The following is a 26,237-nucleotide window of genomic DNA, read 5'->3' as shown; positions in this document are numbered from 1 at the left end:
ATAATATTAAGAGTGTTGTGGTTCGTTGCAATCGCTAAATTGATCTGGAGTTTTACCGCAAAAACCACAAGCCTCACCATCTTGATTTAGCATCGGGTTTTGACTCGCGCAAGTTCCGGCGAATTTGCCGTCTTTTTTTGCCCAAATTTTAATGGCTATTCCTGCAACACCTAACCCTAAAATGGCTATGGTAATTAATATAAGTTTCATTGCGAAGTTGTAATAATTTATGCAAAGATATGATTTTAGTTAGTAAAATTTATAAGAAATAATACTGAAACTTTTGAAACTAATAAAAGTTATATTTTGTAATTATTTGTCGAGATAAATTAATAAAAAAAGCCTCATTTAATTAAACGAGGCTTTTAACTTACTTGTAAATTGTTTTAATGCAAACTAATTTGTGCTACTGAGTTTTTTACCGAGGCAATATTATTACCGCCTTTAGGCTCTATGGTAATACTTAAAGCTAAAGCATCTTCCATATATGGTATGCTTCTAAGTTTTCGGTCTGCCTTATCCAAAATTCCTAGGTTTACCATTTTACCTTGTAACTCTGCCCAAATTTGATAACATTGCTCTTCTGGTAATTCTGGTAAAGAAACTACATCAATCATAGATGTTTTTTCTTTAGGATTAATGTATGCTACCGTTTTTAAATCTTTGGCACGCTCGTTACCCTTAATAATGTATTTTTCAGTTTCAGGATTATTAAGTTTTAATAACTGCCTCATAACGTTATCCAGCATCTTGTTGTTTTGCTCTATATCACTACGTAAATCAAATAATTCTTCAACAACAACCTGATTCTCTTCTGAAAGTTTTTGATTGTGGGTATAGAATAAATAAGATGTTCCGGCAAAAATTAATGCAGCAATACTAGCCGCTACACTAAATTGATACCATTTTCTGTATCTAGTTCTTGATTTTAATTGAACAACTGGTGTGTCGTCAAGTTCATCTAAAATATTATATAAGATGTGTTCTGGTGCCTCAACAGCATTAGCTTTCGCAACTACTTCTAGGTTGTGTTGCATAGTGTTGTAGGCGTTCTCTATTTCTGGGTATCTTGCAATATAAGACTCCACCTTTTCTGCTTCTGCAGAAGTGGTTTCACCTAAAAGATATTTGTCTAATAGGCCAGAATTTAAAAAAGTATTTATTTTCGCATTCATGACTCGTTTTATTTAGGGTCGTAAATTTTCTTTAATTCACGTAATCCAATTTTTAATCTTGATTTAATTGTTCCTAACGGAATATTCAGTTCGTCGCTAGCTTCTTGCTGCGTCATGCCCTCAAAAAAGAGCGCATTAATCACTATTTGATATTTTTCATCTAAACTATTTAAATGTTTTTTTATATCTAAAACATCCTGATTTAGTTCGTTGGATGTTACTTTATATACGTTTGAAGTTTCCATTTGGACTTCTTTACCTTGTTTATTTTTCTGCGAACGTACTTTGTCAATAGCCGTGTTATAGGCGATTCTGTACAACCATGTAAATAATTTTGCTTTGCTAGCATCGTATTTATTTGCATAACGCCAAATTTTCACAAAACTCTCTTGTAGTACATCTTGTGCAGTATCATCGTCCTCAATAACCTTTTTAATAACACCAAACAGGGCATCTGCATAATATTCATATAGCAAACCAATAGCTTTTTTATCGCTATTTTGTAATAAGGTCACTATTTGCTTTTCAATAGGTGAAATCAAGACGTGTTGGTTTTGGTTATAAGTGTTTAGTTGGTAATTGATATTACCAAAGTTAGAAATTTCTTTTTAGATTATAAGATATTTACTTCAGCTTCAATTGAAATGTCAAAAAGGCGTTTCACGGTTTTTTGGATTAATCTTGAAAGATTTAGTATATCCGTTCCATTAGCATTCCCATAATTAACAAGAACTAAGGCTTGTTTTTTATGCACACCATAATCACCAAAGCGTTTTCCTTTAAATCCAGCTTTCTCTATAAGCCAACCTGCAGGAACTTTTACTAGATCATCTGAAACACGATAACATGGTAGCTCTTCAAAATTTTTAATTAAGGTATTGTAATGTGTTTTAGAAATAACCGGGTTTTTAAAAAAACTTCCGCTATTACCAATTTCTTTAGGGTTTGGTAATTTACTTTGCCTAATATTTATAACGGCTTCAGATATAGTATTAATGGTTGGATGAGAAATTTGCATCGCTTCCAATTCTGAAGAAATGGCACCGTAATTAATATTTAATTTGTGGTTTTTTTTAGTTAATTTGAAATTGACGCTGGTAATGATGTATTTATTTTTAGCTTCTTGCTTAAAAATAGAGTTGCGATAACCAAAATTGCAATCTGCTTTAGCAAATGATTGTAAAGAAAGTGATTCTATAGATATGGCTTCGCAAGAAACAAAAGTGTCTTTCAGCTCAACACCATAAGCACCTATATTCTGTATTGGGGCGGTACCTACATTTCCTGGAATTAATGACAAATTTTCAACACCGCCATACCCTTTATTGATGCAGTATAGCACAAACTCGTGCCAGTTTTCTCCTGCATTGGCTTTAATTATAACGGAATCTTCATCTTCACTAACAATATTTATACCTTTAATATTGATGTGAACTACAAGTCCTTTAAAATCTTGAGTTAACAGAATGTTGCTACCCCCGCCAATAATCAGCTTTTCTGGATATTCAGATAAGTTTAAAATATCCTTTAAATCTTGAATGTTATTTATCGAAACAAAATGTTTCGCTTTTACATCAATACCAAAGGTGTTGTATGGTTTTAGGGATATGTTATCTCTTATTTGCACTAATCTTTATAAACTTTTAGGGCTTCTTTTAAAATGTGTACAGCTTTTATTAAACTCTCTTTATCAAGTACGTAAGCAATTCTTATTTGGTTTACACCTATGCCTGGAGTTGAGTAAAACCCTTCAGCTGGAGCAACCATAATCGTTTCATTATCTACTTCAAAATGCTCTAATAACCATTGCGCAAAATCGTCAGTATTTTTTACAGGCAACTCAACAATACAATAAAAGGCCCCTTGAGGTACTGCAACTTTTAGTTTATCTATTTTTTGTAATTCTGTAATTAATGTATTTCTTCTTTCAACATATTCCTTGATTACATCATCAAAATAACTTTGAGGTGTATCTAGCGCCGCTTCACTAGCTATTTGCGCATATGTTGGCGGACTTAACCTTGCCTGTGCAAATTTGAGTACCGTTTGCATAACGGTTTTGTTTTTAGAAACTAAACAACCTATACGCGCACCACACATGCTATATCTTTTTGACACCGAATCAATAACAACAGCGTGTTGGTCTATCCTTTCAGCCTGTAAAATTGAAAAATGTTTATGACCGTCGTAAACAAATTCTCTGTAAACCTCATCGGCCACTAAAAATAAATCATGTTTTATTGCTATTGCTGCAAGCTTTTTTATATCATCTTCAGTATATAAACAACCTGTAGGGTTCCCCGGGTTACAAATTAATATAGCCTTGGTTTTTGGAGTAATTAATTTCTCAAAAGTTTCTATTGAGGGTAACGCAAAATTATCGTCAATATTACACACTGCAGGAATTATATTAACACCTGAAGCTTTAGAAAATGCAATATAATTTGCATAAAAAGGCTCAGAAATAATTACTTCATCCTCAGGATCCATTATACTACTAAATAAAAAAAGTAGTGCTTCACTCGCACCTGTTGTAACAACTATGTCTTTATAAGTTACATAAATGGCATGTTTACTGTAATATTGAGCTAATTTTTTTCTGTATGTTTCAGATCCTTCAGATCTTGAGTAGGACAAGATTTCAATATCATTATTTTTAACCGCTTCTAAAGCAATTTCAGGGGTTTTAATATCCGGTTGACCGATATTTAAATAATAAATTTTTCTTCCCTTCTCAATAGCCTGTTCAGCATAAGGAACAAGTTTTCGAATCGGTGAAGATGGCATATCTCGACCTTTATTAGATATTGTTGGCATTATTAACTGTTTGGCTACAAAGTTGAGAAAATTATCTTAAAGTTTTTTTAAAATACGCTAGTAAATAAAAATGCTCGATTAAAGATTTGTAAATTGATATTCTAATTAATTAATTTCTCTTCGATGAATAAATGGTTTTATGCCTTATTGCTTGTTTTAAGTATATGCCTTTCTGGATATTCTCAAGATAAATTTGTTATTCAGAATAAAAAGCAATCGGATAAAATTCGATTTAAATCGGTTAATAACTTAATTATCATTCCTCTTGAAATTAATGGTGTTACACTTTCATTTTTATTAGACACGGGAGTGAGTAAACCAATAATATTTAACTTCTTAAACGTCTCAGATTCGCTAAAAATAAAAAATACTACTACAATTCATTTAAGAGGTTTAGGTGGAGGTGATACGGTAGAAGCATTAAAGTCTACCAACAACGTTATCAAAATAGGAGAGGCTGTCAAGTTAAAACAAGATTTATATGCTGTTTTTAATAATAATTTAAATTTTGCGCCTAGGTTAGGTGTTCCTGTTCATGGTATAATAGGTTTAGATGTATTTAAAGACTTGGTTGTTGAAATAAATTATGCTTCTGGCTATTTAAGGCTTACTATGCCTGAAAAATACAAGTATAAATCGTGCAAAAAATGCGAAAGAATCAATCTGGAGTTTTACAATGGTAAACCTTATATAAATGCCAAGGTTACCATAAAAAACAAGGAAATACCAGTTAAATTATTAATTGATTCTGGCGGTAGTGATGCTTTGTGGTTGTTTGAAGACGACTCTTTGGGTATTACATGTGGTGATAAATATTTTGAAGATTTTCTTGGTCTTGGATTAAACGGAAGTGTTTATGGAAAACGTTCTAAAATAGAAGCATTTTCATTAAATAGTTTTGTGCTTAAAGATGCCAATGTGGCCTATCCAAACGATGAGAATATATTTTTTGCAAAGAAAATAAAAGACAGAAATGGTAGTGTTTCAGGAAATATACTAAAACGGTTTAATATTATTTTCGATTACCAAAATGCAAAAATGACAATTTCTAAGAATAGTAAGTTTAAAGAGAGTTTTAGTTATAATAAAAGTGGTATGGAGCTTGCTCATGATGGGGTGAGAATACTAAGAGAAATTAAACGTAGCGCAATTAAAGCAAACAGTAATACTCAAAGTACTAATGATGGTATTGTTTTAGGCAACCAATATAAATTATCGTTAAAACCAGCTTATGCGATTGTTGAATTACGATCAGGTTCGCCCGCTGAGGAGGCCGGTTTACAAATAGGAGATATTATTATAAGTATAAACGGCAAGCAAACCTATCAATTATCACTTCAACAAGTTATGCATCTATTTTATGAAGAACATGATAAAAAAATGAAGATTAGAGTAGATAGGAATGGTAAATATTTAACATTCAATTTTAAACTAAAAAAATTGTTATAAGACATAAAAAAAGGCTTGAAAAGTTATTCAAGCCTTTTTTAATTAATGTGTTTATCTTTTACTATTGCTGCATAACGCTTTTTTCTTGTTTGTCAAGAACACTTACTTTACTAGGGTCAATGACTTCACCTTTAATTTTTAATGCAACAGTTGGAGTTTCAGCATTCGAAATTACCGTTATTGTTTTTCTAATTGGGTTTACTCTATTCGTATCATACTTAACCTCAATTTCTCCAGTTTTTCCTGGTAAAATTGGATCTTTAGGTTTTTTTGGTATTGTACATCCACAAGTAGATGAAACTTTAGATATTATTAAAGGTTCATTGCCAGTATTTGTAAATTCAAACACACGTACACCATTTGACCCTTTTTCTATTGTTCCGTAATCAATAACTTCAGATTTAAATTCAATTTTAGCTTGAGCGTTTACAGTAAAACTGATTAAACCAATAAATAAAATAGTAATTAATTGTTTCATGATTCTATTTTTTGTTGTTTTTTGTTTTACCCTGAAATCTTCAAGGTTTTGGTTAAAATTCGTTCATTTAACAAGTCAAACATAGTTACTTTTTCTACAACCTACAAAAATAATAGACGTAATGCAGGGATATTAACATATTCAACTCGTTCAAAAGTACGTATAGCTTTTAATGAAATAGCCCGTATACAGCTTAAATATGTTGTTTTCAATATTATCATTAAACTTATATGGCTTTCATAGAAAAAGAAATATAAGTACTTTTGCAAATCATTATTCAAAAACTATTCCAAAGCATGCAAATTCCATCAAAATATGATGCAAGTCAGGTAGAAAGTAAGTGGTACGATTACTGGATGAAACATAATTATTTTCATTCTACACCCGATGAAAGAGAGCCTTACACTATAGTTATTCCTCCACCAAACGTTACTGGAGTACTTCACATGGGGCACATGCTTAATAACACCATTCAAGATGTTTTAATACGTCGTGCACGTTTATTAGGTAAAAATGCTTGTTGGGTGCCAGGTACAGATCATGCATCTATCGCCACTGAGGCTAAAGTTGTTGCCAAGTTAAAAGAGCAGGGGATAGATAAAAATGACTTATCGAGAGATGAATTTTTAAAACATGCTTGGGACTGGACGCACGAATATGGCGGTGTGATTTTAGAACAGCTTAAAAAACTTGGATGCTCTTGTGATTGGGATAGAACCAAATTTACCATGGATGATGACATGAGTGAAGCCGTTATAAAAGTTTTTGTTGATTTATATGAAAAAGGTTTGATTTACCGAGGTTATAGAATGGTAAATTGGGATCCAGAGGCAAAAACGACATTGTCTGATGAAGAAGTAATTTATGAAGAAAAACAAGGTAATCTTTACTATTTAAATTATAAGATTGAAGGGAGTAATGATGCTTTAACGATAGCAACTACACGACCTGAAACCATTTTTGGTGATACAGCAATTTGTATTAATCCGAACGATGAGCGTTTTACGCACTTACGTGGAAAAAAAGCCATTGTACCAATTTGTAATCGAGTTATTCCAATTATTGAGGATGAATATGTTGATATTGAGTTTGGTACAGGTTGTTTAAAAGTAACACCTGCGCACGATGAAAACGACAAGGTTTTAGGAGATAAACATAATCTTGAAGTAATCGATATTTTTAATGAAGATGCATCGTTAAATAGTTTTGGCTTGCATTACCAAGGAAAAGATCGTTTTGAGGTAAGAAAAGATATAATTGAAGAACTAAAATCAGAAGGTGTTTTAATTAAAACTGAAACACATACCAATAAAGTAGGAACTTCAGAACGAACCAAAGCCGTTATTGAACCTCGCTTAAGCGACCAGTGGTTTTTGAAAATGGAAACCTTGGCTAAACCAGCAATTGAAGCTGTACTAGGAGAGAATCCAGATATTAATTTATTTCCAAAAAAGTTTGAAAACACCTATCGTCATTGGATGGAAAACATTCGCGATTGGAATATATCCAGACAATTAATGTGGGGGCAACAAATACCGGCTTATTACTATGGTGATGGAAAAGAAGATTTTGTTGTTGCTGAAAGTATTGATTTGGCATTAGAAAAAGCGAAACAAAAAACCAATAATCAAGAATTGGCAGTTGATAATCTTACGCAAGATAAAGATGCTTTAGATACTTGGTTCTCCTCGTGGTTGTGGCCAATTAGCGTTTTTGATGGTATTCGTAATCCTGACAATGAAGATATTAATTATTATTACCCAACAAACGATTTAGTAACCGGACCAGATATTTTATTTTTCTGGGTGGCTCGAATGATTATTTCTGGGTATGAATATAAAGGCGAAAGACCTTTTAAAAATGTTTATTTAACAGGATTGGTGCGCGATAAGCAGCGCCGAAAAATGAGTAAATCTTTAGGAAATTCTCCTGATGCTTTAAAACTTATTGAAGCATATGGTGCTGATGGTGTGCGTGTAGGTTTACTATTAAGTTCGGCAGCAGGTAACGATTTAATGTTTGATGAAGCGCTCTGCCAACAAGGAAAAGGTTTTGGTAATAAAATATGGAATGCATTTCGCTTAATTCAAGGTTGGGAAATCGATGAAAATATTCCGCAACCAGAAACAGCAAAAATAGGATTAGAATGGTACGAAGCTAAGTTTCAAAAAACTTTAATTGAAATTGAAGACCATTTTAGTAAATACAGATTAAGCGATGCCTTGATGAGTATTTATAAATTGATAATGGACGATTTTTCTTCTTGGCTTTTAGAAATTATAAAACCGGCATATCAAAAACCAATTGATGCAAAAACTTATAAATCGGTTATTGAAGCTTTAGAAAATAATCTTAAAATTCTTCATCCGTTTATGCCATTTTTAACCGAAGAAATTTGGCAATATATTTCTGAGAGAACGCCAGGAGAAGCATTAATTGTAGCTAAATGGCCTGAAAATAAAGCTATAAATGAAAATCTAATAACAGAGTTTGAATTTGCAGCAGAGGTTGTTTCTGGAATAAGAAATGTTAGAAAACAAAAGAATATCGCTTTTAAAGATGCGATAGGTTTTTCAGTGATTAATAATGAAAACATAAGTCCTAATTTTAATACCGTTATTGCGAAATTAGGAAATCTTGAAAGCATTAAAGAAACTTCTGAAGCCATTGATGGTGCATTGACTTTTAGAGTAAAATCTAACGAGTATTTTATTCCTATGGTTGGTGCTATTGATGTTGAGGCTGAAATCAAAAAATTAACCGAAGAATTAAATTATACTGAAGGCTTTTTGAAATCGGTGCAAAAGAAATTATCTAACGAACGATTTGTAGCAGGGGCTCCTGAACAAGTTGTAGCTAGTGAAAAGAAAAAAGAAGCAGATGCTTTAGCTAAAATCGAAACCTTGAAGGCAAGTTTAGCTAGCTTGAGTTAATTCGTTTATTCTATTCTTTAATTCCTGTCCAGGGAGCTGTAAATCCTCGTTTTGGACAATAGGTAATGCCGTAAAGTTTACCATCTTTTAAGTATCCTGAATGATAGTATTCATTGCTTTGATCTGTAGTGGAGAATGCAAAATACAATTCTGGCCAATTGTTATTTAGTATGCCGTTTGTAATTTCGCTACTGTAGAATGTTCCATTAAAGGCATTTTTATTTATAGTTTTCACGACAAAATATTGAAAATATTCATCAGAATCTGGAGTTGGCCTTAAGTCTATATTCCAATTACCAATAAAAGAATTGCTAGTTTCTGAAAGTTTTGAAGGTGTTTCTTGCGCTATACCATATTTTGGTAATGAAAGAAACAACATAAATATTAAATATTTCATCTTATAGTAATTATTATAAAACGAAGATACTCAATTCTTTATAAGGGGTCAATGGGTTTTATAATAGGGGTTTCTATTCTCTGTATAAAAAATAGTTATTTACCAAGTCGATGTAGTTTTGTTTAGCTTCGTCTTCGCTTAAGCTTTTAGCTTGAAATAGTGCATTGGTTTTAAAAGCATTAATTATAGGTTTTTTGCTTCTTGGTTTGCCGTAGTCGTTAGTTGCTTTTTTATAATAGGCATATAATTTTAAAAGTGTATCAGCGGGAAAAGGCTCGGTATGAGCATTAACGCGATCTACAGCCTCAAGAAATTCTATGTCTAATTTTTTACTACTCATTAATTTCTGCGATAATACTTTCGCCACCTCGAACTTTCTGGTTTAACGCAACCTTAATTTTAGTGTCTAATGGTAAGAATAAGTCCACCCTAGATCCGAATTTTATAAATCCAGATTCTCCACCTTGAATGGCTACATCGTCAACTTTTGCGTAATTTACAATACGTTTTGCTAATGCTCCAGCTATTTGTCTGTGTAATACTTTACCGTATGTTTTGTTTTCTACAACAACAGTTGTTCGCTCGTTTTCTTCACTGGCTTTAGGATGCCATGCTACTAAATACTTTCCAGGATGGTATTTACTAAACACCACTTTGCCTCCAATTGGATAACGCGTTACATGCACATTTATTGGGGACATAAATACACTTACTTGTAAGCGTTTGTCTTTAAAATATTCTTTTTCAAAAACTTCTTCAATCACCACTACTTTTCCGTCAACAGGTGATATAACTTGACCGTCGTTGAGAGCAGTGTTTCTTTTAGGGTTTCTAAAAAATTGTAATATTAAAAATAGTAATATTAACAAAGCGATCATGATAAGTGTTCTCAACCACATGATATCAATAAAATAATCAGTTAGTAAATAACCCCCAACAACAAGTATCAGAGTTATCACTATAATTTTATGTCCTTCTTTATGAAACATAGTTCAATATTTTTAAAAATAAATATACAAATGGTGCAGCAAAAATAATACTGTCAAGTCTGTCTAATAATCCGCCATGACCAGGCATGATTACACCACTATCTTTTACCTTAGCTTGTCTTTTAAATTTAGATTCTATGAGGTCGCCTAAGGTGCCAAACACACTAATTATAATGCTTAAAATTAGCCAACTTGTAAAATCTAAAGTCTCGGTAAAGGTAGTAATAAAATAACTTGCGATACATGAAAAAAACAACCCACCAATAAATCCTTCAACAGTTTTTTTAGGTGAAATAATTTCAAAAAGTTTTTGTTTCCCAAAGTTTTTTCCAACCAAATAAGCAAAAGAATCATTAACCCAAACTAAAATGAAAGCACCTAGTAAAATTTTTGGATTGTACGTGTCTTGAAAATAATTTGCTATTAATATTAAAAAAACAAAAGCACTAGATAAATAAAATGTGGTAAGTAAAAAGCGCTTGGTGCTAAATAACGGGATGCTTTTAATAGAAAATAAATCTTTAATTAAAAATAGATTTATAAATATGGATAAAACCGTTAAAATCTGTGTGGCTTCTTTTAATCCCGTATCTGTTTTGAGAACAACTTGCCAATATCCAAAAATAGCGTATATAATAATAAAAATAAGATACGGAATATTGCTTTTTAGCTGAATCAATTTTTTAAATTCGGCCAAACAAATAAGTCCGAAAACAAAAAATAGTAAACTTAGTGCATGTTCAAAACAAAGACTAATGAGTAATAATGCAACATAGATTAAACCAGAAAGTGATCGTACAAGCGTTTCCTTCATGTTATAAATCTTCTAACAGTAAAAGGTATAGGTTTTTAGCGCTACTACCATAACTCAAAAAATCTTTCTCATCGCCAGATTTAAAATGTTTAATGGTCGTAATATTTGTAGGGATGCGTTGTTTGTTTTTAGATTTAATTCCACGTAAACCTTCTCCAATATTTTCAACAATTTGGCTGGTTGTAGCAAAAACAATAAAATTAAAAGGAAGCTCTGGAAGTTTTTTTTCAAATATTTGTTTTGATGAAATTAATAATGATCCATCATTAGCAATCAAATTTTCACAAGTGGTTAAAAAATAAGTTGCTTCACTAATTTTTTTCGTTGGAAGTAAATGAGAGTTTTTGAATTTTTCTTTTAAATCAGAGTCCAACATTAAAACTTGTTCTTCTTCCCAACTATTTTCTTCGATAATATTCCCAAGATTACTGTAAATCTCAGTTAAATTTTCGCAATACAAGAACTTACCGCCATTAGCTTTAAAGTTTATAGTAAACCTTTCGTCTATTGGTAGTTTTATCTCCGGCATATATTTGCCACGGTCGTCAGATTTTAATTCTTCACCTGAACGTTCAGATTTAGAACCAAAAATTTTTCTAAAAAGACTCATTTAATGTGTTGCTATTAACTGAATATATTCTGAGGTTTTCCAAATATAAAAAATCTTAAATTAACCTTACGATTAATTCAAGATTTTTACCAAATGCTTAACAAATAGTAATGGTTTGGACTTATTCCTCTTCGTCTTTTACTTTATCACTAGAGTTTATAGGTTGCTCCTTTTCAAAAGCACGCTTTCCAAATATTTTTTCAAGGTTATCCTTGAAAATAACTTCTTTTTCTAACAATACCTCTGCAAGTTCTGTTAGTTTATCTTTATGTTCTTCTAATAATTTTATAGCACGTTCATATTGCTCCTCAATAATACGAGAGATTTCTTTATCTATAAGTTCGGCAGTCTGTTCGCTATATGGTTTTGTAAATCCGTATTCGCTTTGTCCAGATGAATCATAATAGGTAAGGTTTCCAATTTTATCACTTAGGCCATATACGGTAACCATGGCTCGAGCCTGTTTAGTAACTTTTTCTAAATCACTTAGTGCTCCAGTAGATATTTTATTAAAAATTACTTTTTCTGCAGCACGACCACCTAAGGCTGCACACATCTCATCTAGCATTTGCTCTGGACGAACAATTAAGCGTTCTTCTGGCAAATACCAGGCAGCACCTAATGAACGACCACGAGGTACAATTGTTACTTTTACTAAAGGTGCGGCATGTTCAAGCATCCAGCTAGTTACAGCGTGTCCAGCTTCGTGGAATGCCACTGCGCGTTTTTCGCTTGGCGTTATTATTTTGTTTTTCTTTTCTAAACCTCCTATAATTCTATCTACAGCGTCTAAGAAATCTTGTTTATCTACAGCTTTCTTACCTTGTCTCGCAGCAATTAATGCGGCTTCGTTACACACATTAGCAATATCGGCTCCTGAAAACCCTGGGGTTTGCTTTGATAAGAAATCTAAATCCAAATCTTTAGCTTTTTTCAAAGGTCTTAAATGCACTTCAAAAATTTCTTTACGCTCACGAACATCTGGTAAATCAACATATATCTGTCTATCAAAACGTCCAGCACGCATTAAAGCTTTATCTAGTATATCAGCTCTGTTGGTTGCAGCAATTACAATAACATTTGTATTCGTGCCAAAACCATCCATTTCAGTTAATAACTGGTTTAAGGTATTTTCACGCTCGTCATTACTACCAGACATAGCGTTTTTACCTCTTGCTCGACCTATGGCATCAATTTCATCAATAAAAATGATTGAAGGCGATTTTTCTTTGGCTTGCTTAAACAAGTCTCTAACACGAGAAGCACCAACCCCTACAAACATTTCAACAAAATCTGAACCTGATAGAGAAAAGAAAGGTACTTTTGCTTCACCTGCCACTGCCTTTGCTAATAAGGTTTTACCGGTTCCTGGAGGGCCTACAAGTAAGGCTCCTTTTGGGATTTTACCACCAAGCTTCGTATATTTTTCAGGAAATTTTAGGAAGTCTACTATTTCTTGAACTTCTTCTTTAGCCCCTTCAAGTCCTGCAACATCTTTAAAACTAGTTTTTACCTCTGTATTCTGGTCAAACAGTTTTGCTTTAGATTTTCCTATATTAAAAATTTGACCACCAGCACCTCCTCCGGCGCCACCAGACATACGTCTCATGATAAATATCCAAACACCAATTAAAAGAATAAATGGTAAAATACCCATGAGCAAATTCCCCCAATCGTTCGTTTCAGTATCAAAAGTTACAACTGGTTTTACAGAAAGGTTTTCTGTTAATTCTTTTAACTGATTTTCAAAATTTTGGAGGTCACCAAATTCAAACCTATAATTAGGTAATTTAGTCGCAGACGGTATAATTGTTTGAGGTTTAGAATTTTTATGAATTTCTTTGGCCTCGGCATCTTTGGTCAAATAAACTTTTGCTACACGTGTGTTTTTGACAATATCAACTCGCTCAACGTCACCATCTTCTAAATATCTAAAAAAATCTGATGGTGTTGTTTTATTTGCGTCTTGATAGGTGCTACCATTAAATAATTGATAGCCCAAAAACAATGCTATGAGTATGCCATAAATCCAATAAGGACTGAATTTAGGTTTTTTATCTTTTATATTTTTCTTTTCGTTTGCCATTCGTTTTTTTAGTAACTCGTTTCTATTATTGTTGTTTTAGCATCGCCCCAAAGACTCTCAATATCATAATAATCTCTTATATGTTTCTGAAAGACATGTACAACAACGTTTACGTAATCTATTAATACCCATTCGGCGTTATCTACACCTTCGGTATGCCATGGGTTATCTTTAAGTTCTTTGCTAACCTTTTTTTGTACAGAACTAACTATGGCGTTAACTTGCGTATTTGAAGTACCTTCGCAAATAATGAAGTAATCACAAACGGTGTTTTCAATTTCTCTTAAATCAAGAATATTTATTTCTTTACCTTTAACATCTTCAATTCCACTAATTATTACAGATATTAATTGGTCTGCACTTATTTTTTGTTTCGCCATTAATTATTTTTAATTTATGCAAAGTTATTATTTTTTTAGTTCTTTATACTTTAAAATAAGCATAAGATTTTAGAGTATTTTAATAACCTTTATATGCACTTAATCAAACTTAATGCCATTGGCTCCACAAATAGCTATTTAAAACACTTAAATGCTACAGAATCTATAGCGGATTATACTGCCGTAATAGCCGAAAACCAAACAGAAGGTAGAGGGCAAATGGGCACAATTTGGAACGTCGAAAATTCTAAAAACCTTACTTTTAGTGTGTTTAAAGACCTTTCTGAATTTCAATTTGAATCCGCCTTTTATATTAGTATGGTTGCTGCTTTATCTGTATATAGGACTCTCGATTTATTTTCTATTCCTAAACTAAATATTAAATGGCCTAACGACATTTTGTCAGAAAACAAGAAAATATGTGGTATTTTAATTGAAAATGTCATTAAGCAAAATACTGTAAATGCTTCAGTTATTGGAATTGGGTTAAATGTGAATCAAAATAATTTTGATAATTTACCTCTAGCATCTTCATTAAAATTGGTTACAGGCAAAACTTATGATTTAAATGAATTAGCTATTACGATTATCAATCAACTCAAAGAATATTTTTTATTACTAAATGATAATAAATTAAATGTGATAAAAAATGAATATGTTTCCTATCTATTTAGAAAAAATAAACCTTCAACATTTAAGGATGCGGAAGGTGTTATGTTTTCTGGATTTATAAAAGGTGTTTCTGAAACTGGTAATCTTCAAGTTTTGTTAGAAGATGAAATATTAAAGGAATTCGATATGAAGACTATTACCCTTTTGTACTAAATGGCTTTTGGAATACTGCTAGCCAATGTTTCAATAAATTTACTTATTGGACTTTTAATCATCATTGCCATCATTGGGTTAAAATCGCCAGTAAAATCTAATTTTACTTCACTTGAATCTGAGTTTACTTCTGTAATATTTGCGATAAGCGAAAAATCTATTTTACCCCCAGCAGCACCTAATACTATTTTATTTGGCGGGATAACTTCTTTTTTCTTTAGTATAATTTCTGGCATTCCTTTTAATGCGAAAAGAAATTTATCTTCACTTATAACTTCAAATTTACTTATGTTTTCAGGCATTAAAGATTCGAAGTTTTTTATATCAGCTAAAAAATTAAAGACATCTTCTGGAGATTTATCTACACTAATTTTTGGAGATTCTAAATTCATTATTTTTTTTAGTTATTAATTGTTAAGTGGTTTTGTAAAATCCAACTCCACCGTATAAAGCTATATCAATTAGCGTTCCATTTACTTGGATTGGAATTCCAATCTGATAATGTTTTTAATTCTTTCTCAGAAATATAATTGGTTTCTAGAGCTTCTTCAAGTAAGTTTTCATAGTTGCTTAATGTATTTAGTTGTATATTCTCTTTTTCAAAATTTTCAGCAGCAACATCAAAACCATAGGTAAAAATAGCAACCATTCCTTTTACGTTAATGCCGGCTTGTTTCAATGCTTTAACGGCATTTAAACTGCTTTTACCTGTGCTAATTAAGTCTTCTACCACTACAACATTTTGTCCGCTTTCTATAAAACCTTCTATTTGGTTTTTGCGCCCGTGTCCCTTAGCATCTGGTCTTACATAAATGAATGGTAAACCTAAATATTCGGCAACTAAAATGCCAATACCTATGGCTCCTGTTGCTACGCCTGCTATAACATCTGGTTTGCCATATTGTTTTTCAATATGTTTGGCCATGGTTTCGCGAATGTAATTTCTAATGGTAGGAAAAGATAATAGTATTCTATTATCACAATAAATTGGGGATTTCCATCCAGAAGCCCAAGTAAATGGCTCCTTTGGGCTTAGTTTTATAGCATTTATTTGCAATAAAACTTCAGCTGTTTTTTTAGCGGTGTCTTTGTCAAAAATCATGGTAGCAAAATTACGTATAAATTTAAATTTAACTCATTGTAATTAATATATAATCAGTTTTTTTTTAACTATTTAAAAAGCGGCTATTTATTTGTGTTCTTTCAATTTGCTTTTTACAAATAGGAAATAGATTACATTTAAATCTATTTTTTCGATAAAGCGTATTTTTTATTTGTTTAAATATATTTTACAAAAGTTAAACAAATAATATTATTGTTTAACTTTGAACAAAATAAATTAAACAATATCATGAAAGCAACACTACCAAGCCAAAGAACCAAATCTAGGAGCCTATTATTTTTTGCCTTTCTTTTTATTACATTTCAATCATTTGCAGATGTGACATGTGGAAATATTGAAGGATTCGAATTTACCAACGGACATGAGTCAACAACTTTATCTGATGGAGGTGTATACTCTATTGAGAATTTGCCTGATAATTTTTATATCAATTTGCATGTTGATGGTTATTCTCAGAGTGTACGTTACGTTTTGGAAAATTTAGATACTGGTAAGAAAATAAAAATTACTGAAAACTTATTACCATACACTTTTCCAGCTGGAAATAAACCTTGGTATCTAGGAAACGCCAATTATAAATTAACCGCATCATTATATAAATACGACTTGGGGTTTGGGCGTTGTGATACTAAAACAATTTATTTTACTCTCGGAGATACATGTAGTGCGGATGCCGGTGGCTTACATGCCAATGCCGATAGCGTTGTATTAAGTGGCGGTAAAGCGATGCTTAGTGCTACAGCGGATGGCAATATCAATATTCCAGAAGGATATAGCAGTATTTATGTCTTAACTTCAGGAACAGACTTAGTGATTGAAGCTGTAAACACAGATCCAGAGTTCACAGTAAACAGTGCCGGCTTATACACCATCCATACCTTAGTGTACGATGGCAGACCAGACAGTGCTAACTTTTTAGATTTAAGCATAGTAACTTTTGGAAGCACCACAGGTGTCGATGTATTAAATGTGGTAACCAATGCAGGTTTATGTGCGTCGTTGGATGTTGCAGGAGCACCAATTATGGTAGAAGACTGTAGTGCGGATGCCGGTGGCTTACATGCCAATGCCGATAGCGTTGTATTAAGTGGCGGTAAAGCGATGCTTAGTGCTACAGCGGATGGCAATATCAATATTCCAGAAGGATATAGCAGTATTTATGTCTTAACTTCAGGAACAGATTTAGTGATTGAAGCTGTAAACACAGATCCAGAGTTCACAGTAAACAGTGCCGGCTTATACACCATCCATACCTTAGTGTACGATGGCAGACCAGACAGTGCTAACTTTTTAGATTTAAGCATAGTAACTTTTGGAAGCACCACAGGTGTCGATGTATTAAATGTGGTAACCAATGCAGGTTTATGTGCGTCGTTGGATGTTGCAGGAGCACCAATTATGGTAGAAGACTGTAGTGCGGATGCCGGTGGCTTACATGCCAATGCCGATAGCGTTGTATTAAGTGGCGGTAAAGCGATGCTTAGTGCTACAGCGGATGGCAATATCAATATTCCAGAAGGATATAGCAGTATTTATGTCTTAACTTCAGGAACAGACTTAGTGATTGAAGCTGTAAACACAGATCCAGAGTTCACAGTAAACAGTGCAGGCTTATACACCATCCATACCTTAGTGTACGATGGCAGACCAGACAGTGCCAACTTTTTAGATTTAAGCATAGTAACTTTTGGAAGTACCACAGGTGTCGATGTATTAAATGTGGTAACCAATGCAGGTTTATGTGCGTCGTTGGATGTTGCAGGAGCCCCAATTATGGTAGAAGACTGTAGTGCGGATGCCGGTGGCTTACATGCCAATGCCGATAGCGTTGTATTAAGTGGCGGTAAAGCGATGCTTAGTGCTACAGCGGATGGCAATATCAATATTCCAGAAGGATATAGCAGTATTTATGTCTTAACTTCAGGAACAGACTTAGTGATTGAAGCTGTAAACACAGATCCAGAGTTCACAGTAAACAGTGCAGGCTTATACACCATCCATACCTTAGTGTATGATGGCAGACCAGACAGTGCCAACTTTTTAGATTTAAGCATAGTAACTTTTGGAAGTACCACAGGTGTCGATGTATTAAATGTGGTAACCAATGCAGGTTTATGTGCGTCGTTGGATGTTGCAGGAGCCCCAATTATGGTAGAAGACTGTAGTGCGGATGCCGGTGGCTTACATGCCAATGCCGATAGCGTTGTATTAAGTGGCGGTAAAGCGATGCTTAGTGCTACAGCGGATGGCAATATCAATATTCCAGAAGGATATAGCAGTATTTATGTCTTAACTTCAGGAACAGACTTAGTGATTGAAGCTGTAAACACAGATCCAGAGTTCACAGTAAACAGTGCCGGCTTATACACCATCCATACCTTAGTGTACGATGGCAGACCAGACAGTGCTAACTTTTTAGATTTAAGCATAGTAACTTTTGGAAGCACCACAGGTGTCGATGTATTAAATGTGGTAACCAATGCAGGTTTATGTGCGTCGTTGGATGTTGCAGGAGCACCAATTATGGTAGAAGACTGTAGTGCGGATGCCGGTGGCTTACATGCCAATGCCGATAGCGTTGTATTAAGTGGCGGTAAAGCGATGCTTAGTGCTACAGCGGATGGCAATATCAATATTCCAGAAGGATATAGCAGTATTTATGTCTTAACTTCAGGAACAGATTTAGTGATTGAAGCTGTAAACACAGATCCAGAGTTCACAGTAAACAGTGCCGGCTTATACACCATCCATACCTTAGTGTACGATGGCAGACCAGACAGTGCTAACTTTTTAGATTTAAGCATAGTAACTTTTGGAAGCACCACAGGTGTCGATGTATTAAATGTGGTAACCAATGCAGGTTTATGTGCGTCGTTGGATGTTGCAGGAGCCCCAATTATGGTAGAAGACTGTAGTGCGGATGCCGGTGGCTTACATGCCAATGCCGATAGCGTTGTATTAAGTGGCGGTAAAGCGATGCTTAGTGCTACAGCGGATGGCAATATCAATATTCCAGAAGGATATAGCAGTATTTATGTCTTAACTTCAGGAACAGATTTAGTGATTGAAGCTGTAAACACAGATCCAGAGTTCACAGTAAACAGTGCCGGCTTATACACCATCCATACCTTAGTGTACGATGGCAGACCAGACAGTGCTAACTTTTTAGATTTAAGCATAGTAACTTTTGGAAGCACCACAGGTGTCGATGTATTAAATGTGGTAACCAATGCAGGTTTATGTGCGTCGTTGGATGTTGCAGGAGCACCAATTATGGTAGAAGACTGTAGTGCGGATGCCGGTGGCTTACATGCCAATGCCGATAGCGTTGTATTAAGTGGCGGTAAAGCGATGCTTAGTGCTACAGCGGATGGCAATATCAATATTCCAGAAGGATATAGCAGTATTTATGTCTTAACTTCAGGAACAGACTTAGTGATTGAAGCTGTAAACACAGATCCAGAGTTCACAGTAAACAGTGCAGGCTTATACACCATCCATACCTTAGTGTATGATGGCAGACCAGACAGTGCCAACTTTTTAGATTTAAGCATAGTAACTTTTGGAAGCACCACAGGTGTCGATGTATTAAATGTGGTAACCAATGCAGGTTTATGTGCGTCGTTGGATGTTGCAGGAGCACCAATTATGGTAGAAGACTGTAGTGCGGATGCCGGTGGCTTACATGCCAATGCCGATAGCGTTGTATTAAGTGGCGGTAAAGCGATGCTTAGTGCTACAGCGGATGGCAATATCAATATTCCAGAAGGATATAGCAGTATTTATGTCTTAACTTCAGGAACAGATTTAGTGATTGAAGCTGTAAACACAGATCCAGAGTTCACAGTAAACAGTGCCGGCTTATACACCATCCATACCTTAGTGTATGATGGCAGACCAGACAGTGCTAACTTTTTAGATTTAAGCATAGTAACTTTTGGAAGCACCACAGGTGTCGATGTATTAAATGTGGTAACCAATGCAGGTTTATGTGCATCGTTGGATGTTGCAGGAGCACCTATTACGGTAGAAGAAGAAACGGAGATATGTACGGCAGATGCTGGAACTACGTACTCAAAAAATCCAATTCAATGTTTAGTAAGGAGGAGTGCAACAATTTCAGCTAAAACGAATAAACAACCAGTTATACCTAATGGATATCAACAATTATATGTTTTAACTGAAGCACATTCTTTAACCATATTAAATGTGTCAGATAGCCCAGTGTTTGAAGTAAACCATAGAGGTTTTTACAGAATTCACAGCTTAGTTTATAATCCAGATACTTTAGATTTATCTGTTGTTGTGCCAGGTCAAACAACTGGATTTGATGTAGTCAATTTAATTACAGAGAATAATATCTGTGCATCTCTTGATGTTCATGGAGCTATAAATATTGTATTAGGTTCGAAATGGTTTTGCTATTTCTTTAACAAATATTTCAATGGTGGAAATAGCGGAAAAAGTAGCTTATCGGCTAAAGGAGCTAATGATTTTAGTATTGATGGATTTGTAGATAAATATGATAGTTATGAAGCTTTCAAAAAAGATTTTATTAAAATGAATAGCATATCTAATTTTTTCCCAAACCCTGTAGTGCATAGTCTAAATGTTGAAATAGAGCTTATTGAAAATGAGGTTATGAATTATAATATCATTGATGTAAGCGGAAGAAGTGTGATGTCTGGAGTGGCTAATGATTTAGAATCTGGTTTACAAACTTTAAATACAAGTAGGTTGAATTCTGGAATGTATTTAGTGCAATTCTCATCGGAATATAGAACCATAACCAATAAAATTATAGTTAAGAAATAAGAAAAAGAAAGATTAAATGTTTAGAGAAAGTCGTTGTATTTACAACGACTTTCTTTTTTTTTGAAATAATTTATTTTTCAGAAGGTAAAAGTGTAAGTAAAAATGATATTTTTACCCTTCCAAAAAGTTAACTCTAACAAGTATGTATAAAGTTTTTGTTGGTGATAAGCCAATAATTTTAACCTCGGTCGTTGAGAAAGAAACCAACTTTAAAAATTATTTACTAAAAACCGTAAATATGGCTAAAGTGATTAGAAGGCTTAACAGAACATCGTTAAGTGAAGTTCGCTTAATACATAAAAACCCCGATAAAATATTAAAAAAATTTTTAAAGAAACTGCCTAATGTTATTGCTGGAGGAGGAAAGGTTTATAATGAAAAGGGAGAAATTTTATTTATTTATAGAAATGATAAATGGGATTTACCTAAAGGGAAAACAGAGAAAAAAGAATCCATTGAGGAAACTTCCATTCGAGAAGTAGAAGAAGAAACAGGCGTAAAAGGCTTAAAAATCACTAAACCATTAGATACAACTTATCATATTTTTAAGCGAAACGGTCGCTATAAAATTAAGATTACCTATTGGTTTGAAATGAAAACAAGTTATAATGGTAAATTAAAGGCTGAAGAATCTGAGGGCATCACTAAAGTTGCATGGTTAAATGGAAAAGAAATAGAAAAGGCTCTTGAAAACTCTTATGCTAATATAAAATTATTGTTGTAAGTTAATTTAATCGATATACAGGATACTGCATATGCGCTTTTTCATAGTATTCACTTTGTTTATACAACCAGTCTAACTGAGCATACCAGTTCGCATTAAATTCTGAATCGCTTTTTTTTCTTTGATCAAAAGCTTCACGTAAATCAGGATTATTTTCTAATAGTTCTAAAGCAATATCTTCCCAGACATATGGCGAAAAGCCTTCTTTTTGTTGCAAAATAGTATCAAAGAAGTTCCAGTTGAAAAACGAATCGATAGCTTGTGGTTCGAGAGTTTCTATCAAATACCTAATGGCTTCCTGTTCTGTATGTATGATGTAATCGCCTTTTTGAAAGTTTTTATTTTCTAAACTCGAACTAATTTGAACATTATAGTGGGGATAATGGCCTTCGTAAGCCATCCTTCTAGTGTCATAATCTGTAATTTTATAATGCTCAACTTCCAAAATAGTATCGTTTTCAAATCTTTTCATTTCAACCTTATTAAGCTTCAGTAAGTTAATAACTTGGTGCCAACCTTGAGGTATAATATATGCTGATGGAATTTCAATTATTTTAGTTGGTTTAAAGTAATTCTGATATTTTATAGTTTTAATAAAAGGCTTATTGGTGTCGTATTTTAATCGATTGAATCCAGTAACATCGCTTTTAATGGTTTTAGCTTCATATCCTTTAAAATTTAATTGTGATATTTCAGTGGTATCCACTTCCCAAAGCAACCTATAGGTTTTACTTTCATATAATCGTTTTATCTGCTCATTTTTAATTTTTGAAATGGTTTCACCATCTTCTTCAGTAATTGCAATCATACTTTTCAAAAGCTCATAAGTGCCCTCAACTCTTTGTTCGTAAGGTTTAAGCATGTGTGTTTCCACCATCATGCCCAAGCAATTAAAAAGTGTTGTATAGCCCGTTGAATATCTGGGGTAATCCATAAATTGAGAAAACCCTTTTTCAGGCACTTTGTTAAACACATTAACGTACGGTGTAATATCCCATTCTTTTTCAGCTAATTTTTGTTCTAATTTAGGCATCATTTCGGTATGTAAATAATGACCTAAATCACCTCCTAATTTATTGTGTTGCGTGAACAGATGGGTAAGTGTATATTGATAATTGGCACCATTACTAACGTGGGTATCAATAAAAACATCAGGTTTTACCAAATGAAAGATTTTTGAAAAGGTTTCGGCATTTTTAGTGTCACACTTTATAAAATCTCTATTTAAATCATAATTTCTGGCGTTTCCTCTAAAACCATATGCTTTTGGTCCGTTTTGGTTAGCTCTACTAGAGGTATTTCTATTTAAACTTCCACCAACATTATATATTGGAATAGTTGCCAAAATCGTGTTTTTCGGAGGTTCTATTCGCCCATGAACTAAATCTCTAAACAATAGCATGGTAGCGTCGATACCATCCGATTCTCCTGGATGAATACCATTATTTATAAAAAGAATGCGTTTATTTTTTCTAATCTCTGAAAAATCGAATTGGGTGTCTACATTAAAAGTTACCAAATGTAATGGTTTTCCTGAATCAGTTTCGCCTATAGAATCTATTGTAATTTGAGGATATGCTTCAGCTAAATTATTATAAAATTGAATTGTTAGTTGATAAGTCGCAGTTTCTAAACCATTAGAAATTTCAAAATGAGTTTCAAAGTTAAAATTTGGTTTTTCATTAGTTGTATTACAAGAAAATACAAAAATGAATAAGTAAAGCAGGCGTTTCATTTCAAACGATTTAGAATAAACTTTAACAAATATAACAATATGTACTTGTGAGTCTTTATATTAACTGTAAATTTGCACCTTCAAAAAAAAGCGACCATGACCGAGTTTATAAGAAGGCGAACAGCTAACGCCAAAAACGATATTTTAAGTGGAATTACAGTAGCTTTAGCCTTAGTGCCAGAAGCTGTAGCATTTGCATTTGTTGCAGGTGTTGATCCATTAGTCGGATTATATGCAGCCTTTATGATTGGTTTAATTACCTCAATTTTTGGAGGTCGACCAGGAATGATTAGTGGCGCAACAGGTGCATTAGCCGTAGTTATGGTTAGCTTAGTTGCCGAAGGAAATGCCATGGGAGCAGAAGGTGAGCAATTAGGATTATACTATTTATTTGCAACGGTTATTTTAATGGGAATTATACAAATGCTTGCTGGGGTTTTTAAGCTTGGTAAATTTGTGCGTTTAATTCCACATCCAGTAATGATGGGGTTTGTTAATGGTCTAGCAATTGTTATTTTCTTATCGCAATTGGGTATGTTTAAGGATGCCAATGGCGATTGGTTTTCAGGTAACGAGTTAACTATTATGGTTGCTTTAGTGGCTCTTACAATGGGTATTATGTTTGGCTTACCAAAGCTTACCAAAAAACTTCCAGAAGCGTTAATTGCGATTTTAGTAGTATCAGCCATTGTAATTTTTGGAAAATTAGATGTAGCCACAGTAGGAAGTTTTATAAGAGATGGAGGTGGAGAAGGTTTAAAAGGAGGGTTACCTCAATTTCAAACCGATATTTTTAGCAAAGTGCCTTTTAATTGGCAAACCATAAAATTTATTGGTCCGTATGCCTTAATACTTGCAGCCATTGGTTTAATAGAATCGTTAATGACCTTAAATTTAATTGACGAATTAACTGAAACTCGGGGAAACACTAACAGAGAATGTTTAGCTCAAGGTGGTGCTAATATTATAACTGGCTTCTTTGGAGGTATGGGTGGTTGTGCCATGATTGGGCAATCGTTAATCAATATTAAATCTGGCGGACGCACACGATTGTCGGGTATTGTTGCAGCTGTTTTGTTATTGGTATTTATACTTTTTGCATCTGGTTTAATAGAACAAGTACCTATTGCAGCCTTAGTAGGCGTTATGTTTATGGTAGTTATTGGTACGTTTGCATGGAGTAGTTTTAGAATATTAAATAAAATTCCGTTAAGTGATGTTATTGTCTTAATTGCAGTATCTGCATTAACTGTTATTTTCGATTTGGCAATTGCCGTTATCGCAGGAGTTATTATCAGTGCTTTGGTGTTCTCATGGGAAAACGCAAAACGTATTCGTGCACGTAAGCGCATTCGTGAAGATGGCACAAAGGTTTACGAAATTTGGGGGCCTTTGTTTTTTGGTTCTATTATCGCATTCAACGAAAAATTTGATGTTAAAAACGATCCAGATACTGTTGAGATTGATTTCGTAGAATCTCGTATAAGCGATCATTCGGCTATCGAAGCCATTTTCAATCTGGTAAACAAATACGAAGAGGCTGGTAAAAACATCAAACTTAAACACCTAAGTGAAGATTGTAAAATATTACTTTACAAGTCTAGTCCTAAGTTTAGAGAAGTGATTATTGAAGATATTGACGATCCGCGTTACCATTTAGCCGAAAACCCTGAGGCATTCACCAAAGGGCTTTCAGAGTATAAATTTTAAGATTTTTTTGGGCGCCTGCCTGTCTGCAGGCAGGTTACCACAAGGGTTGGGCTTTTCACTGCAATCTCTAACGTAAACCTGAACACCTGTTTTGGAATTCGATAGGGTTAAGCTTCATTATTCTATTAGACTATGTTTCAACGTATGGGTCTTTTTAATCGCTCTTTAACCATGTCAAAAGATTTTTTGCTGGCACGTTCCCAACGGTAAATGTTATGTTTTTTACCCTTGTTGGCTTCGAATTTCTCACGTTTTTCACGAATTTCATTAACCCATTTAAAACGTTTTTTTACAATGGTTTTAATAAGCTCATCATTCGTAGAAATGCGCTCCAAAGCATTTAAGCACGCAATTGATACATTTTGTACTTTATCATTAATACACTTTAATAAAGCAGGGATAGAACAGGGTTTTGCCAATTGCTCTAGAGCTTCGGCGGCCAGTTTTCTGGTTTTGTAATTTCCTTGTGTTACAGCATACTCTAACTTATCGGTATCCTCACTCTGCAACCAAAAGTTTATGGTACTTTCAGAGGGCTGAAGAAGCTTCAGTTTAAAAAGAAAGAATATGATTTTGTGTGACAAGGCGTTCATTGTAACGTTTACTTATTAGTATATAATTGATAAACTTTGTTACAATAAATCGAGTAGCTATTTTACCCTGACACTATCAGGAACCAATTTGGTATAATCTCCATTATTTCTAATCACATCGCGTACTATAGAGGATGCGATATACGACGTTTTTGCAGCAGTTAATAAAAACACAGTTTCAATTTCAGACAGACTTCTGTTGGTATGGGCAATGGCTTTTTCAAACTCAAAATCTGCCGGATTTCTTAGTCCGCGTAATATAAAATCAACACCAATTTCCTGACAAAAATCCACCGTTAAACCTTTATAAGTCACTACTTTTATTTTAGGCTCGTCGTCAAAGGCCTTTTCAATAAAACGTTTACGTTCAGCAAGTGTAAACATGTATTTTTTATCAGAATTCACGCCGATGGCAACAATAACTTCATCAAAAAGTGTTACGCCACGTTTAATAATATCGTAGTGTCCTAAAGTTAACGGATCAAAAGACCCTGGGAATAAAGCTCGTTTCATATGGCGCTTTTTTTCTCTCTATTTCAACTGCTTTACAAGCAATGTTCAGAGAAAAATTAATATAATGTAAA

Annotated in this window: 24 protein-coding genes; 6 read left to right on the top strand and 18 right to left on the bottom strand. The window is 33.6% G+C overall.

Annotation, left to right across the window (positions count from 1 at the left end):
* Nucleotides 1-6: 6 nt before the first annotated feature.
* The 5 genes from O5O44_RS13100 to O5O44_RS13080 form a co-directional block, all read right to left on the bottom strand.
* Nucleotides 7-210 (bottom strand): hypothetical protein, encoded by a 204-nt coding sequence (locus tag O5O44_RS13100; protein ID WP_019387834.1) that lies wholly within the window; start codon nucleotides 208-210, stop codon nucleotides 7-9.
* Between the two features lie 176 nt (nucleotides 211-386).
* Complete coding sequence (locus tag O5O44_RS13095) at nucleotides 387-1,175, bottom strand: anti-sigma factor (RefSeq protein ID WP_289194720.1); 789 nt, start codon at nucleotides 1,173-1,175, stop codon at nucleotides 387-389.
* An 8-nt stretch (nucleotides 1,176-1,183) separates the two neighbouring features.
* Complete coding sequence (locus O5O44_RS13090; protein WP_019387832.1) at nucleotides 1,184-1,717, bottom strand: RNA polymerase sigma factor; 534 nt, start codon at nucleotides 1,715-1,717, stop codon at nucleotides 1,184-1,186.
* Between the two features lie 71 nt (nucleotides 1,718-1,788).
* Nucleotides 1,789-2,802: a UDP-N-acetylmuramate dehydrogenase gene (gene murB / locus O5O44_RS13085; protein WP_289194719.1), complete on the bottom strand. Its 1,014-nt coding sequence runs from the start codon at nucleotides 2,800-2,802 to the stop codon at nucleotides 1,789-1,791.
* Entirely contained in the window at nucleotides 2,802-3,992 is a 1,191-nt protein-coding gene (locus O5O44_RS13080) for a pyridoxal phosphate-dependent aminotransferase (RefSeq protein ID WP_289194718.1), read from the bottom strand. The genes murB and O5O44_RS13080 overlap by 1 nt, the downstream gene beginning before the upstream one ends.
* 123 nt (nucleotides 3,993-4,115) lie before the next feature.
* Here O5O44_RS13080 and O5O44_RS13075 point away from each other — a divergent pair, with 123 nt between their 5' ends.
* Complete coding sequence (locus O5O44_RS13075) at nucleotides 4,116-5,441, top strand: retropepsin-like aspartic protease (protein WP_289194717.1); 1,326 nt, start codon at nucleotides 4,116-4,118, stop codon at nucleotides 5,439-5,441.
* Nucleotides 5,442-5,502: 61 nt separating this feature from the next.
* Here the strand turns inward: O5O44_RS13075 and O5O44_RS13070 are convergent, their stop codons facing one another.
* Nucleotides 5,503-5,919: a DUF1573 domain-containing protein gene (locus O5O44_RS13070; RefSeq protein WP_019387828.1), complete on the bottom strand. Its 417-nt coding sequence runs from the start codon at nucleotides 5,917-5,919 to the stop codon at nucleotides 5,503-5,505.
* 296 nt (nucleotides 5,920-6,215) lie between these two features.
* On the opposite strand from O5O44_RS13070, the gene O5O44_RS13065 reads away from it, so the two are divergent.
* Nucleotides 6,216-8,852, top strand: coding sequence for a valine--tRNA ligase (locus O5O44_RS13065; protein ID WP_289194716.1), 2,637 nt, complete (start codon nucleotides 6,216-6,218; stop codon nucleotides 8,850-8,852).
* Between the two features lie 10 nt (nucleotides 8,853-8,862).
* Here the strand turns inward: O5O44_RS13065 and O5O44_RS13060 are convergent, their stop codons facing one another.
* The 7 genes from O5O44_RS13060 to rsfS all read right to left on the bottom strand — a co-directional run bounded on the left by O5O44_RS13060 (nucleotide 8,863) and on the right by rsfS (nucleotide 14,128).
* Nucleotides 8,863-9,249: a hypothetical protein gene (locus tag O5O44_RS13060; protein WP_289194715.1), complete on the bottom strand. Its 387-nt coding sequence runs from the start codon at nucleotides 9,247-9,249 to the stop codon at nucleotides 8,863-8,865.
* A 73-nt stretch (nucleotides 9,250-9,322) separates the two neighbouring features.
* Nucleotides 9,323-9,589 (bottom strand): acyl-CoA-binding protein, encoded by a 267-nt coding sequence (locus O5O44_RS13055; RefSeq protein WP_019387825.1) that lies wholly within the window; start codon nucleotides 9,587-9,589, stop codon nucleotides 9,323-9,325.
* The gene (locus O5O44_RS13050; RefSeq protein ID WP_289194714.1) at nucleotides 9,582-10,238 is read right to left on the bottom strand and encodes a phosphatidylserine decarboxylase family protein; all 657 of its coding nucleotides are present in this window, start codon (nucleotides 10,236-10,238) and stop codon (nucleotides 9,582-9,584) included. Before O5O44_RS13050 ends, O5O44_RS13055 begins: the two co-directional genes overlap by 8 nt.
* Nucleotides 10,228-11,052 (bottom strand): phosphatidate cytidylyltransferase, encoded by an 825-nt coding sequence (locus O5O44_RS13045; RefSeq protein WP_289194713.1) that lies wholly within the window; start codon nucleotides 11,050-11,052, stop codon nucleotides 10,228-10,230. The genes O5O44_RS13050 and O5O44_RS13045 overlap by 11 nt, the downstream gene beginning before the upstream one ends.
* A 1-nt stretch (nucleotide 11,053) precedes the next feature.
* Nucleotides 11,054-11,662, bottom strand: a complete 609-nt coding sequence (locus O5O44_RS13040) for an LUD domain-containing protein (protein WP_019387822.1) — start codon at nucleotides 11,660-11,662, stop codon at nucleotides 11,054-11,056.
* A gap of 121 nt (nucleotides 11,663-11,783) precedes the next feature.
* Nucleotides 11,784-13,748, bottom strand: a complete 1,965-nt coding sequence (gene ftsH / locus O5O44_RS13035) for an ATP-dependent zinc metalloprotease FtsH (protein WP_289194712.1) — start codon at nucleotides 13,746-13,748, stop codon at nucleotides 11,784-11,786.
* Nucleotides 13,749-13,756: 8 nt separating this feature from the next.
* Nucleotides 13,757-14,128 carry a ribosome silencing factor gene (gene rsfS / locus O5O44_RS13030; RefSeq protein WP_019387820.1) on the bottom strand — a complete coding sequence of 124 codons (372 nt, stop codon included), beginning with the start codon at nucleotides 14,126-14,128 and terminating at the stop codon, nucleotides 13,757-13,759.
* A gap of 93 nt (nucleotides 14,129-14,221) precedes the next feature.
* Here rsfS and O5O44_RS13025 point away from each other — a divergent pair, with 93 nt between their 5' ends.
* Nucleotides 14,222-14,953 (top strand): biotin--[acetyl-CoA-carboxylase] ligase, encoded by a 732-nt coding sequence (locus tag O5O44_RS13025; protein WP_289194711.1) that lies wholly within the window; start codon nucleotides 14,222-14,224, stop codon nucleotides 14,951-14,953.
* Here O5O44_RS13025 and O5O44_RS13020 read toward each other — a convergent pair.
* Both O5O44_RS13020 and pyrE read right to left on the bottom strand, forming a co-directional pair.
* The gene (locus O5O44_RS13020; protein WP_019387818.1) at nucleotides 14,950-15,345 is read right to left on the bottom strand and encodes an SRPBCC family protein; all 396 of its coding nucleotides are present in this window, start codon (nucleotides 15,343-15,345) and stop codon (nucleotides 14,950-14,952) included. The genes O5O44_RS13025 and O5O44_RS13020 overlap by 4 nt on opposite strands.
* Before the next feature lie 65 nt (nucleotides 15,346-15,410).
* Nucleotides 15,411-16,055 (bottom strand): orotate phosphoribosyltransferase, encoded by a 645-nt coding sequence (gene pyrE / locus O5O44_RS13015; RefSeq protein ID WP_289194710.1) that lies wholly within the window; start codon nucleotides 16,053-16,055, stop codon nucleotides 15,411-15,413.
* 249 nt (nucleotides 16,056-16,304) lie between these two features.
* Here pyrE and O5O44_RS13010 point away from each other — a divergent pair, with 249 nt between their 5' ends.
* Both O5O44_RS13010 and O5O44_RS13005 read left to right on the top strand, forming a co-directional pair.
* On the top strand, nucleotides 16,305-20,891 hold the full coding sequence (locus tag O5O44_RS13010) for a T9SS type A sorting domain-containing protein (protein ID WP_289194709.1): 4,587 nt from the start codon (nucleotides 16,305-16,307) through the stop codon (nucleotides 20,889-20,891).
* A 142-nt stretch (nucleotides 20,892-21,033) separates the two neighbouring features.
* The gene (locus O5O44_RS13005; protein WP_289194708.1) at nucleotides 21,034-21,615 is read left to right on the top strand and encodes an NUDIX hydrolase; all 582 of its coding nucleotides are present in this window, start codon (nucleotides 21,034-21,036) and stop codon (nucleotides 21,613-21,615) included.
* A gap of 1 nt (nucleotide 21,616) precedes the next feature.
* Here the strand turns inward: O5O44_RS13005 and O5O44_RS13000 are convergent, their stop codons facing one another.
* Nucleotides 21,617-23,350: a M14 family metallopeptidase gene (locus tag O5O44_RS13000; RefSeq protein ID WP_289194707.1), complete on the bottom strand. Its 1,734-nt coding sequence runs from the start codon at nucleotides 23,348-23,350 to the stop codon at nucleotides 21,617-21,619.
* A gap of 96 nt (nucleotides 23,351-23,446) precedes the next feature.
* On the opposite strand from O5O44_RS13000, the gene O5O44_RS12995 reads away from it, so the two are divergent.
* Nucleotides 23,447-25,060 carry a SulP family inorganic anion transporter gene (locus tag O5O44_RS12995; RefSeq protein WP_019388836.1) on the top strand — a complete coding sequence of 538 codons (1,614 nt, stop codon included), beginning with the start codon at nucleotides 23,447-23,449 and terminating at the stop codon, nucleotides 25,058-25,060.
* Between the two features lie 137 nt (nucleotides 25,061-25,197).
* Here O5O44_RS12995 and O5O44_RS12990 read toward each other — a convergent pair whose 3' ends face one another.
* Together O5O44_RS12990 and coaD are read right to left on the bottom strand one after the other, a co-directional pair.
* Nucleotides 25,198-25,653, bottom strand: coding sequence for a HEAT repeat domain-containing protein (locus O5O44_RS12990; protein WP_289194706.1), 456 nt, complete (start codon nucleotides 25,651-25,653; stop codon nucleotides 25,198-25,200).
* 57 nt (nucleotides 25,654-25,710) lie between these two features.
* Nucleotides 25,711-26,166 carry a pantetheine-phosphate adenylyltransferase gene (gene coaD / locus O5O44_RS12985; protein ID WP_289194705.1) on the bottom strand — a complete coding sequence of 152 codons (456 nt, stop codon included), beginning with the start codon at nucleotides 26,164-26,166 and terminating at the stop codon, nucleotides 25,711-25,713.
* Nucleotides 26,167-26,237 lie beyond the last annotated feature (71 nt).

It is taken from the genome of Algibacter luteus, assembly GCF_030344935.1.
Taxonomy (GTDB): Bacteria; Bacteroidota; Bacteroidia; order Flavobacteriales; family Flavobacteriaceae; genus Arenitalea; species Arenitalea lutea.
Note: the sequence above shows the minus strand (reverse complement) of the source record. Positions and strands in the feature narration are given on the sequence as shown.

What these genes read in the sequence shown, in the direction of transcription:
- O5O44_RS13070 (WP_019387828.1), bottom strand. Translation starts at nt 5,919, where the DNA reads ATGAAACAATTAATTACTATTTTATTTATTGGTTTAATCAGTTTTACT.
- O5O44_RS13065 (WP_289194716.1), top strand. Translation starts at nt 6,216, where the DNA reads ATGCAAATTCCATCAAAATATGATGCAAGTCAGGTAGAAAGTAAGTGG.
- O5O44_RS13075 (WP_289194717.1), top strand. Translation starts at nt 4,116, where the DNA reads ATGAATAAATGGTTTTATGCCTTATTGCTTGTTTTAAGTATATGCCTT.
- O5O44_RS13045 (WP_289194713.1), bottom strand. Translation starts at nt 11,052, where the DNA reads ATGAAGGAAACGCTTGTACGATCACTTTCTGGTTTAATCTATGTTGCA.
- O5O44_RS12990 (WP_289194706.1), bottom strand. Translation starts at nt 25,653, where the DNA reads ATGAACGCCTTGTCACACAAAATCATATTCTTTCTTTTTAAACTGAAG.
- ftsH (WP_289194712.1), bottom strand. Translation starts at nt 13,748, where the DNA reads ATGGCAAACGAAAAGAAAAATATAAAAGATAAAAAACCTAAATTCAGT.
- O5O44_RS13040 (WP_019387822.1), bottom strand. Translation starts at nt 11,662, where the DNA reads ATGAGTCTTTTTAGAAAAATTTTTGGTTCTAAATCTGAACGTTCAGGT.
- coaD (WP_289194705.1), bottom strand. Translation starts at nt 26,166, where the DNA reads ATGAAACGAGCTTTATTCCCAGGGTCTTTTGATCCGTTAACTTTAGGA.
- O5O44_RS13060 (WP_289194715.1), bottom strand. Translation starts at nt 9,249, where the DNA reads ATGAAATATTTAATATTTATGTTGTTTCTTTCATTACCAAAATATGGT.
- O5O44_RS13025 (WP_289194711.1), top strand. Translation starts at nt 14,222, where the DNA reads ATGCACTTAATCAAACTTAATGCCATTGGCTCCACAAATAGCTATTTA.
- O5O44_RS13100 (WP_019387834.1), bottom strand. Translation starts at nt 210, where the DNA reads ATGAAACTTATATTAATTACCATAGCCATTTTAGGGTTAGGTGTTGCA.
- O5O44_RS13095 (WP_289194720.1), bottom strand. Translation starts at nt 1,175, where the DNA reads ATGAATGCGAAAATAAATACTTTTTTAAATTCTGGCCTATTAGACAAA.
- pyrE (WP_289194710.1), bottom strand. Translation starts at nt 16,055, where the DNA reads ATGATTTTTGACAAAGACACCGCTAAAAAAACAGCTGAAGTTTTATTG.
- O5O44_RS12995 (WP_019388836.1), top strand. Translation starts at nt 23,447, where the DNA reads ATGACCGAGTTTATAAGAAGGCGAACAGCTAACGCCAAAAACGATATT.
- O5O44_RS13005 (WP_289194708.1), top strand. Translation starts at nt 21,034, where the DNA reads ATGTATAAAGTTTTTGTTGGTGATAAGCCAATAATTTTAACCTCGGTC.
- O5O44_RS13080 (WP_289194718.1), bottom strand. Translation starts at nt 3,992, where the DNA reads ATGCCAACAATATCTAATAAAGGTCGAGATATGCCATCTTCACCGATT.
- O5O44_RS13020 (WP_019387818.1), bottom strand. Translation starts at nt 15,345, where the DNA reads ATGAATTTAGAATCTCCAAAAATTAGTGTAGATAAATCTCCAGAAGAT.
- O5O44_RS13050 (WP_289194714.1), bottom strand. Translation starts at nt 10,238, where the DNA reads ATGTTTCATAAAGAAGGACATAAAATTATAGTGATAACTCTGATACTT.
- O5O44_RS13010 (WP_289194709.1), top strand. Translation starts at nt 16,305, where the DNA reads ATGAAAGCAACACTACCAAGCCAAAGAACCAAATCTAGGAGCCTATTA.
- rsfS (WP_019387820.1), bottom strand. Translation starts at nt 14,128, where the DNA reads ATGGCGAAACAAAAAATAAGTGCAGACCAATTAATATCTGTAATAATT.
- O5O44_RS13000 (WP_289194707.1), bottom strand. Translation starts at nt 23,350, where the DNA reads ATGAAACGCCTGCTTTACTTATTCATTTTTGTATTTTCTTGTAATACA.
- O5O44_RS13055 (WP_019387825.1), bottom strand. Translation starts at nt 9,589, where the DNA reads ATGAGTAGTAAAAAATTAGACATAGAATTTCTTGAGGCTGTAGATCGC.